A 10,372-nucleotide genomic window follows, 5' to 3' on the forward strand; every position below is an offset into this window, starting at 1 on the left:
CTCCCTCAATGCTTTTGGAGGAAATTTATGTTTAAGAGAGATAGCAACCGAAAGGAGAAGAGGTATCCTCTGTTTCACATATCGCCGGGCGTGAAGGTATTGCTTACCCTGGCGCTAATCACTATAATCGGAGGCATGCACCTTGCCGGAGCCGCCTACGCCGGTACGGTGAGTCTGTCGCAGACGGGGCAGACATCCAGCTACGCCACAGGCGACGACGGGGCGATCAGGGCTGGTGTGGCCTGGCCAAGTCCACGGTTTACGGACAACGGCAACCAGACGGTCACCGATAACCTCACGGGGCTGATGTGGACGAAAGATGCCAACCTCCCCGGTACTACCAAGACATGGCAGGAGGCCCTGGACTATGTCGCATCGATGAACAGCGCCGGTACGTATGGCTATACCGACTGGCGGCTGCCGAACGTCAACGAGTTGGAGAGCCTTGTCAACGCAGGTCAGGCAAATCCAACGACGTGGCTTATTTCGCAGGGGTTTGCCAATGTGCAGACTAACGACTACTGGTCGTCTACGTCCTCTGCTGGCAGTACGTCCGAGGCGTGGTTCGTCAACATGGTCGATGGCAACGTCCCCGCCCACGTTAAGTCCAGCGGCCACTACGTGTGGCCAGTGCGTTCTGGACAATCTGGGACATTTGGCAATGCGGCCATTTGGTCTACCGGCCAGACTATCACCTACGCCACTGGCGATGACGGTGCGTTACAAAAGGGTATTGCCTGGCCAAACCCACGGTTTACTGACAACGGTAACCAGACCGTGACCGACAACCTTACGGGGCTGATGTGGACCAAGAACGCCAACCTCCCCGGCACTTACAAGACATGGCAGGAGGCCCTGGACTACGCTGCATCAATGAACAACGGAGCCGGTACGTATGGCTATACCGACTGGCGGTTGCCAAACAGGAAAGAGCTTCATAGCCTGTCTGATTATGGCATGTATAGCCCAGCGCTCCCATCCGGCCAACCTTTTACTAATATGCAGTCTGACTGGTACTGGTAGTCTACATCCTATGCTTTAGATTCGTCCTACACGTGGGTAATCGACATGCTCAATGGCCGTATCCTCGCCGGCGGTAAGTCCAGCGGTGGCACCCATGTGTGGCCGGTGCGCTCTGGACAAGCTCCAACGCCAACGCCAACACCGAGCTGCTCAACCATGACAATAAGTCCAGGCAGCATGAATTTCACCGCAACAGGTGGCAGTGGTAGCGTAAGCGTTACAGCCAACACCGGATGCACATGGAACGCATCAAGCAATGCATCCTGGATAACTATTACCTCCGGCAGCTCCGGCTCCGGCAACGGGACGGTGAATTATACCGTGGCGGCAAACACAACAACAAGTTCACGTACCGGTACAATGACTATAGCAGGGCAGACCTTTAGCATTACACAGGATGCTGCTGCACCGAACTGCTCAACCACGGCAATAAGTCCAGGCAGCATGAATTTCACCGCAACAGTTGGCAGTGGTAGCGTGAACGTTACGGCCAACACCGGCTGCACATGGAACGCATCAAGCAACGCCTCCTGGATAACGATCACCTCCGGCAGCTCCGGCAACGGCAACGGGACGGTGAATTATACCGTGGCGGCAAACACAAGTACCAGCTCTCGCAATGGCACGATGACTATAGCAGGGCAGACCTTTACCGTTACACAGGATGCTGCTGCACCGAACTGCTCAACCAAGACAATAAGTCCAGGCAGCATGAATTTCACCGCAACAGTTGGCAGTGGTAGCGTGAGCGTTACGGCCAACACCGGCTGCACATGGAGCGCATCAAGCAACGCCCCCTGGATAACGATCACCTCCGGCAGCTCCGGTTCCGGCAACGGGACGGTGAATTACACCGTGGCGGCAAACACAACAACAAGTTCACGTACCGGTACAATGACTATAGCAGGGCAGACCTTTAGTGTTACACAGGACGGCATAAACTGTAGTTATACACTTAACTCAGCGAGTAAAGTTTTCCCCTACAGCGGTGGCAGTGATAGCGTAAGCGTAACAGCAAACCTTGGTTGTACATGGAGCGCATCAAGCAACGCCTCCTGGATAACTATTAACTCCGGCAGCTCCAGCTCCGGCAGCGGGACGGTGAATTACACCGTGGCGGCAAACACAAGTACCAGCTCTCGCAATGGTACAATGACTATAGCAGGGCAGACGTTTAGCATATTACAGGAGGCCTTATCCTGTACTTATACGCTCACCCCAACGAGTAAGAACTTTCCCTCTACTGGTGGCAGTGATAGCGTAAGCGTAACGGCTAACCCTGGCTGTACATGGACGGCAATTAGCAACGACAGCAGTTGGCTTACAATCAACTCCGGAAGCTCTGGTAGCGGCAACGGCACGATTGCGTATTCCGTGTCGGCAAACTCAAATGCCGGCGTGCGGATTGGCACCATATCGGCATCGGGGCAAACCTTCACGGTTACACAGGATGGGCAGTCGGCAACAAAGAAATCCCTAACCATTATCAAGCAGGGAACAGGAGATGGCTCTGTGTCGGACTCGGCTGGTCTAATCAAGTTTAATGGCAACACTGGTATCGTCGAATATGACCTCAATACCTCTGTATCCCTCACGGCACGGGGCGACATGAGTTCAGACTTTGTTACCTGGTCCGGGTGTGATACCGTGGCATCAAACGTGTGCACGGTTGTCATGACGGCGTCCAAGACGATCGCCGTAACGTTCAACAAAAAAACGAGCGGTGGATTTCTTCTCACCGTTACAAAGACAGGCACAGGCGATGGTACAGTAACCCCTTACAGGCGTCCTCAACTGGAACGGTAAGACAGGCACGGCAACGTATTCGCCTGGAACTCAGGTAATTCTCGTGGCAGAACCCGACAACTTGTCAAAGTTTATCGAGTGGAAAGGATGTGATACCCCCATTGGTAACCAGTGCACGTTGAACATGACGGGTACGCACGGCGTTACTGCAGAGTTTAAAGAGAATCTGAGTAAAGCCAAAAAGGACTTTGACGGAGATGGTAAGAGCGATGTCCTGTGGCAGAATACCAAGACAGGAGATGTGGCTATCTGGAAAATGGATGGTATGTCGAAAAAGTCAGTTGACTTTGCTGCCAATAATGTTCCAGCTAACTGGCGAGTCAAGGCAGCAGAGGACTTTGATGGTGATGGTAAGAGCGATATGCTGTGGCAGGATATCGATACAGGGGATGTATATGTCTGGTTAATGGATAATGGCAAACAAAAGTCTGGGGCATACGTAGCCAGGGGAATCCCCGCAGAGTGGCAGATCAAGCTCTCAGAGGATTTCAACGGTGATGGCAAGAGCGATATCCTGTGGCAAGACTCCAAGACGGGAGCCGTTTACATCTGGCTGATGAACGGTACTGAAGTAACATCTGGTGATTATGTGGTCAATGCAATGCCGCAAGACTGGTATATCAGAGGCGTTGGAGACTTCAATGGCGATGGTAAATCAGACGTCTTATGGCAGAGCAGAGATGTTGGTGATGTCTTTGGCTGGCTAATGGATGGTACCAAGGTACAAGCCGGTAGCAACTTTGTTGTCAGGGGATTGCCTCCAGAGTGGCAGATCAAGTCCGTTGCCGACTATAATGGTGACGGCAATAGTGACATATATTTGCATAATACAGTTACGGGTAAGGATGTCATCTGGTTAATGGATGGTGTAAAGATAAATGGTGCAGATTTTGTAAAGCCCAAGGGTGGTGCTGGTGCAACCAGTGCATTAGTGCCGATGACCGGGTATAACTCTGATACCCATACATGGGATATGAAGTCTACCGGTGACTACAACGGCGATGGTATGAATGACATGCTCTGGCAGGATGACTCAACCGGTAATGTCTATATGTGGACAATGGACAGCTCCGGGACGAGTTACTCGGGTGGATACGTAGACCAAGGCGTCCCCGCTGACTAGAGCATATATTAACAACGGAGGGGTATTTTAGTGTAGGGTTATGCTTAACACAAATCCTGATAATCCTTTAATCTGTTAAATCATGGTTCAGACAGTTTTAGTTTCAAGATAAGCAGGCCGGTTTTACCGGTCGTACAGAGAACAAAATCAATAATAGTTTTAGGAGGAAGTTATGGTCGAAAAAAACAACAACAGAAAGATGAAACATCTCCGTCTCTACGACATAGCCGATATAGTGTGGCTGTTTGCCCTGGCGCTGATCGTGGTGATCGGAGGCATGTGCTTTGGTAGCGCCGCACACGCCGGTACCGTAAGCCTGCCGAAGACGGGACAGACGAAGAGTTATGTCGCTGGCGATGACGGCGCGCTCCAAAAGGGTGTGGCCTGGCCATCTCCGCGTTTCACGGACAACGGTGACAAGACAATCACCGATAACCTGACGGGGCTGGTCTGGACGAAGGATGCCGATACTCCCACGGTGGGCAGTTGCACCGGTGGGAGCAATACCTGGCAAGCAGCACTGGATTACGTGGCCTGCCTCAATACCGCAAACTACCTTGGCCACAACGACTGGCGGTTGCCGAACATCAACGAGCTGGAGAGCCTTGTTAACGTGCAAACAACTTATTCTCTAGCAGTATGGCTCAATTCGGAGGGCTTTACTAATGTGTCGTTGCTCAACTATTGGTCGTCTACTACCCACTCTGTCGGTACGTCTGACGCGTTGGCTGTCGGTATGTTTGATGGCGGCTACACAACAATTAAAAAGTCTGACAAAAACTTCATTTGGCCAGTGCGTTCTGGGCAATCTGGGGCATTTGGTAATGCGGCCATTTGGCAAACCGGTCAGACGAAGAGCTATGCTACAGGCGACGATGGCGACCTCAAAAAGGGTGTGGTCTGGCCATCTCCAAGATTTACTGACAACGATAATGGTACAGTAATGGATAACCTGACGGGGCTAGTATGGACAAAGGACGTTGGTACACCGACGGTAGGCAGTTGCAGCGGCACGGACAAGCTCTGGAAAGCGGCGCTGGATTACGTGAAGTGTCTTAATACTGCTGCCTATCTTGGTTATAGTGACTGGCGGTTGCCAAACAAAAAAGAGCTTTTAAGTTTGATAGACCGTGAAAATTACGCTCCTACACTTATAGCAAATCACCCCTTTGTAAACGTGAAGAATACTGACTACTGGTCGTCTACTACCTATGCAGATAGTACGTCCAACGCGTGGGTAATCGGCATGGGCTTTGGTGGCGCCGGCTACACCGGTAAGTCCGACTTCACACAGGGCATTTGGCTAGTTCGTTCTGGAGGGTCTGGTGGTGGTTCCGGTAAAAAGGTCAAGCACGACTTTAACGGTGATGGCAAGGCCGACGTCCTCTGGCGCAACACCAAAACCGGCGATGTTGCGATCTGGCTTATGGATGGTGCTAAGATGAATGGCGGTGGTTTTATCGCCAGGGGTATGGCGGCGGACTGGGGCGTCAAGGCAATAGGTGACTTCAATGGCGACGGTAAGGCCGACGCCCTCTGGCAGAACACCAGTACCGGCGACGTCTATATCTGGATCATCGATGGCACTACGATCAAGACGGGCGGCTTTGCTGTGCGTGGTATGTCTGGCGAGTGGGAGGTCACGACGCTTGGCGATTTCAACGGCGATGGCAAAACCGACATCATGTGGAGAAACACTAACTCCGGTGATATCTACGTCTGGTTCCTGGACGCAACAACCATAAATGGTGGAGATTACCTGATCAGGGGGATGATGTCCGAGTGGGTAGTCAAGGCTGTGGTCGACTTCAATGGTGATGGCAAGACCGATGTCCTCTGGCAGAACACCAAGACTGGCGATGTGGCCATGTGGTTGATGGATGGTCTGAACATGTCAACAGGCAACCATGTCGTCAAGGCCATTCCCGACAACTGGCAGATCAAGGCCGTTGACGACTTCAATGGCGATGGCAAGGCCGACATCATCTGGCAGGATACCACAAACGGCGATGTCTACATGTACGTCATGGATGGCAAAAACATAACAGATGATGGGCACGTGGCCTTAGGGCTTGGCACCGATTGGCAACCGAAATAACGCAGAATAGGAAAGAGAGTAAGAGGAGGGAGGATGCCGCTCAGACGGCGGATGTGCCTCACCCTTCCTCTCTTTTCGAAACCATTGTTTCATTGCGATGTAGCGCTTATTTTCTGGTAAAAAGAGGTAATGTCGTTGCTGGGTTCAGTCTTAAGTTCAAGTCGCAGAACATTGCAATATTTGTGGTATATATCAATAGCCTTATGTTTGTTTCCCATGGCTGTATGGGTCTTCATTAGCAGATGGTATGAGAAATCGTCGTATTCATCTTTCTTGAGGATATGATTTATGTATTCTATTGTGATACTATACTCAAGACTCTTGTAACACAGATATGCCAATTTTTTTAATGCCTTCATGTACATCTCTAAATATTGTTCTCTCATAGGGAAGCTCCAATCATTGTATATATCTTCCTCTAAAAAATCCCCTTTATACAATTCTACAGCACGTATATAGTGGGATTTAGCATTCATATCATCTTGTCCCCTTGAATATCGATCAGCCATTGTTATATTATGTTCAAAATCAAACACATCTATGTATGATCCATCTGGAATAATAAAAGAATACATACCATCATTATGCTTTATATAAGAAGATTTTTTCTTAGGAGGTATACCAGGCTCAAGCACTTTTCTTAAAGTGCTTATTCCCATAAGGAAATTTTTCTTACCTGATGTTGCATCCTCGTCCTGCCAAAATGTGTCTATCAGTTTGTCATTTGTTATTTCTTTACCACTGTGAAATATGAAATATTTGCATAGGTTTTGGGCAGATTTTCTACTCCACTCGTTTGGATGTATTTGCCTGTCTCCAACATACAGTTGAAAGCTGCCTAAAGTGTATACCTTTATAGGTTCGGGGGGAAGTAATGCAAATGACTTAATAGATTTCTCTGCTGCACTCCTTATATTTTTATCCGGGTCTTTAAGGAGAAATGCAATATCTTTCTCTGCATGTCTGTATTTTATTGAGGTTAAGATATTTAACGATGCTTTTTTTACATTTGTATCTTTATGACTCAGTAAAGGTATTAATCCTTTTGCGACTTCTTCGCCTACAACAATGGCTATATTTATTACGAAATCAAAATTTATACTATTCTCTAATATAAAAGGCAATAGTTCTATGAAAAGGGATTTTTCTTTTGCGTTAAATAAAAAATCATATTCGTTAAGTTCAGATATCTCTATAGATTTAGATAAATGTTCTAATGCTAAACTATACTCACGATTATCATATGAGCCTCTTGCAAATCTCAAATCAAGCAATTATAGTGCCCCCAAAATATCATTTAATATCAGCCACTTACAAAATGAGCTTTTTGCTATATTTTACATAACATGTACTTTTGCAAGAGGCTCATATAATATAGAGGCAAGAATTATTCTACTCCTTGCCTCAGCGTAAGGATTTCCAAGGTCTATCGATACTTGTATTGATCTCTCTAAAAGAGCTACAGCCTTGTCTACATTTCCTAATGATGCGTAACACGGTGCAAGGCAGCAGTTTACCTTATAGATATAGTGATACACATTAAGCCTCTCAGCATACTTTATAGCGTCTTCAGTCCAGTGATAAAATATATCCTGCTTATTTTCATGAAAGGCTAAAAGGGCAAATGCCGAGCTAACAGCATCTTTTTTTGAAAAACTCCATCTCTTATTTTCTTTATCTATATCTTTAAGCCTTTCAACTAAATTGTGTGCTATTTTTATATTGTTTAGGTAAATTTCATTTATTGCCAAACTAGCAAGTATATGTCTCAAAAAGAATATGTTTCCCATTGCGTTTAATGATTTCACGGATAACTCAAAAAGAGGTTTGCTCTTCAAATAATATCCTGTTATTTGGCTCGTTAAGATAAAAGTATAGTGTAGAAGCATATATTCTTAATAAATTAAAAAATGTGTTGTTTTTATATAAATCTTCAGTTATTTCTTCAAAAGGAGACTCAAGATGCTCTGAATCTGTTGGAAAACGAAATGATTCTTTTTGAAACCATGTATTCATTAGGCAATAAAAAGAGCTACCAAAGGTCTTAAGATCATTTTTTTGTCTAGCCTTATTTTTGGCAAGGGTCATCAACTCGATTGCATAATCTAAATTGCCCAATTGCCCCTCTGCCCATCCCTTGCTAAGGAGCAGGGAACAATTTGAGTTAACGATATCATCTGGGATATCACTGATCCAATGCAGCATAGGCTCTGCCATCTTACCATAAAAATAATTATTACTTAGAATAGTGAACATGTCAGACACTCTATCATACTCTTTAGCATGTATTAAATGGTAAATTGTACTGTGCCAATCCCCATCTTTATGAAAATATTCAGCCGCCCTTTTATGAAACGTTTCAATTAATTCACTCGTACTATTTATAATTAATTGCTGCCTTAAAAACTCTTGAATAATGTGATGATATCTATACCACTGACCATTCTCATCAATTTTAACAATAAATAATTCTTTCTCAATCAACGTATTAATAAGGCGGGCGTCTTCTCTGTTCGTCATTGCTCTGTATAATTCAGCGTTAAACTTGTTAGGCAGCGAGGTAACCCTCATAAAATTCATTAAGTCATCAGAGAGTTTCCTGTATACTTCTTCATAAAAGAACTCCGATAAAGAAATACATACGTTATTGTGGTTCTTCAAAAATTCTAAGCGATTCTTCTCATGTCTGCCTTTTAAAGAAATGCCTATAGCTTGTAGGCAAACAACCCAGCCTTCTGAGTATCTTTGTATTAGTTCTATTTCTGTCTCACTTAGATTTATACTATAGATATCAAGGAAAAGCTTGTCTATCTCATTGTTGTCAAAGGCAATGGCATTCAAATCAATATCAATGACCGAACCGTATAATCGAGACTTACTGATATATATATCAGGTTTTTCTCTTGTGGAGATGATGAAATTTATATTTGGAGGAGAATATCGAAGCATATATTCTAAAACTTCATTTATTGACTTGCTGGAATTTATAGTATGATAATCATCAAATACAATGGTAATCTTCTCATTATGAGAATCTATCAGTTCATTGAACAGCGTTGATAATATATATTTCCATTGAAAACCACTAACCATCAGATTCAAAGCATCTTGAGTTTCCTTCACTATACCGCAATTGTTATTTATACCATATATCAAATGAGTAACAAAAGTTACCACATCACTATCTGTCTCATCAAGGTTATACCAAACATACCTATGCTCTATCGATTTTACATAAGATAAAGCCAGGACAGTTTTACCCCAGCCACCTGGACATGCAATAATTGTAAGTTTTGACTTGGTAAACTTGTCAAATTGTTGAAAAAGTCTTAACCTCGGTATAATATTGGGGCCAACCATAGCAGGCGGAATCAGTTTAGATTTGATAAACATATAATAGACTTCCTGCAAAACATAAAAAGAGGATACCCTTTTTCGGTCTCTGTATGGGTTGTTCTGTGACGTCAATTATCACGTATTCAACCTCATGTTTAGCCAGTTCCCTCTTTTTCTCAAGGTTCTATCCTCACTACCATCTCCAAAAATATTTCCACTGTTATGCCGGTCAAACGTACAAATGTTTGAGGTCTACGTGATAATCTACCAAAGTCTATCATTGTGACATCTCCTATCTGATCAAATATTGCGCCCATTAAACAATTATATACTAAACTAAATAGAGTTTGCAGAAAAAATTTTACATTGACATCCAGTAACATGAATTGGAGCTTTTGAGCCTTTTTAGGTAGTCCTGCAGAAGTAGTGGTAGAATTATTTTTATCTTTAGTGGTATCCTTTTTATATTTCACGGTAACCATACTCTTACACATCTTGGACTTCTGGTCAAGGCAGGAATGACACACTTGAAAAACGTCTGTAACTGTCATTCCTGCGAAACATGTCCCTGGCTTGAACAGGGAAGGGAGCAGGAATCCATGCCTTTTAACGGAAGTTCCAGATTGGAGAGTTCGAGATGTCCCTATAAAGCCTTTATAATAAACATTCTATGTTGATTTGCTTAAGAATTATTCGCACAAACAGAGCCTAACACTTCAGGAATTTGTATGCCAAGTTTTTCTAAACCTCTTTCGGCTATACCTGCCGGTTTTACCACCCTCGTAATTATTACACCTCCTATTTCTTCATCTACGCATACTATTTCATTTAAACTTGAAATTAGTTCATCTATTGGTTCTTCCATTTCACATGTCTTCTTTATAAATTCATTTAAGAGTCTCAATGCAAGCATTACTAAGAACACATGTCCTCTTGTTCTATTTTCTTTTGTGTGATATATTGGTCTTACTTCAAGATGTGTCGTT

At 44.7% G+C, this 10,372-nt stretch carries 8 protein-coding genes and 2 pseudogenes; 5 read left to right on the forward strand and 5 right to left on the reverse strand.

Going from position 1 to position 10,372, the window contains the following annotated elements; all coding sequences use genetic code 11:
* The first annotated feature begins 27 nt into the window (after window positions 1-27).
* The 5 genes and pseudogenes from Mcas_RS06030 (at window position 28) to Mcas_RS16395 (ending at window position 6,050) form a co-directional block, all read left to right on the forward strand.
* Window positions 28-1,023: an Lcl C-terminal domain-containing protein gene (locus Mcas_RS06030; RefSeq protein ID WP_040334602.1), complete on the forward strand. Its 996-nt coding sequence runs from the start codon at window positions 28-30 to the stop codon at window positions 1,021-1,023.
* A 45-nt stretch (window positions 1,024-1,068) separates the two neighbouring features.
* Window positions 1,069-2,829 (forward strand): BACON domain-containing protein, encoded by a 1,761-nt coding sequence (locus Mcas_RS06035; protein ID WP_081853649.1) that lies wholly within the window; start codon window positions 1,069-1,071, stop codon window positions 2,827-2,829.
* Between the two features lie 13 nt (window positions 2,830-2,842).
* A pseudogene (locus Mcas_RS19055) lies at window positions 2,843-2,983 on the forward strand (hypothetical protein); the annotation flags it as partial.
* A 12-nt stretch (window positions 2,984-2,995) separates the two neighbouring features.
* Window positions 2,996-3,952: an FG-GAP repeat domain-containing protein gene (locus Mcas_RS06040; protein ID WP_337833068.1), complete on the forward strand. Its 957-nt coding sequence runs from the start codon at window positions 2,996-2,998 to the stop codon at window positions 3,950-3,952.
* Window positions 3,953-4,124: 172 nt separating this feature from the next.
* Window positions 4,125-6,050 carry an Lcl domain-containing protein gene (locus Mcas_RS16395; RefSeq protein ID WP_052566921.1) on the forward strand — a complete coding sequence of 642 codons (1,926 nt, stop codon included), beginning with the start codon at window positions 4,125-4,127 and terminating at the stop codon, window positions 6,048-6,050.
* 89 nt (window positions 6,051-6,139) lie between these two features.
* Here Mcas_RS16395 and Mcas_RS06050 read toward each other — a convergent pair whose 3' ends face one another.
* The 5 genes and pseudogenes from Mcas_RS06050 to Mcas_RS18470 all read right to left on the reverse strand — a co-directional run.
* Window positions 6,140-7,324 (reverse strand): BTAD domain-containing putative transcriptional regulator, encoded by a 1,185-nt coding sequence (locus Mcas_RS06050; RefSeq protein ID WP_040334605.1) that lies wholly within the window; start codon window positions 7,322-7,324, stop codon window positions 6,140-6,142.
* A 63-nt stretch (window positions 7,325-7,387) separates the two neighbouring features.
* Window positions 7,388-7,888 (reverse strand): hypothetical protein, encoded by a 501-nt coding sequence (locus Mcas_RS06055; protein ID WP_040334606.1) that lies wholly within the window; start codon window positions 7,886-7,888, stop codon window positions 7,388-7,390.
* Window positions 7,866-9,443 (reverse strand): winged helix-turn-helix domain-containing protein, encoded by a 1,578-nt coding sequence (locus Mcas_RS06060; protein WP_040334607.1) that lies wholly within the window; start codon window positions 9,441-9,443, stop codon window positions 7,866-7,868. The genes Mcas_RS06055 and Mcas_RS06060 overlap by 23 nt, the downstream gene beginning before the upstream one ends.
* A gap of 119 nt (window positions 9,444-9,562) precedes the next feature.
* Entirely contained in the window at window positions 9,563-9,868 is a 306-nt protein-coding gene (locus tag Mcas_RS06065; RefSeq protein ID WP_156033194.1) for a hypothetical protein, read from the reverse strand.
* A gap of 200 nt (window positions 9,869-10,068) precedes the next feature.
* Window positions 10,069-10,372: pseudogene (locus Mcas_RS18470) on the reverse strand (hypothetical protein); the annotation flags it as partial.

Origin of the sequence: Candidatus Magnetobacterium casense (genome assembly GCF_000714715.1) — a bacterium.
GTDB classification, from domain to species: Bacteria; Nitrospirota; Thermodesulfovibrionia; order Thermodesulfovibrionales; family Magnetobacteriaceae; genus Magnetobacterium; species Magnetobacterium casense.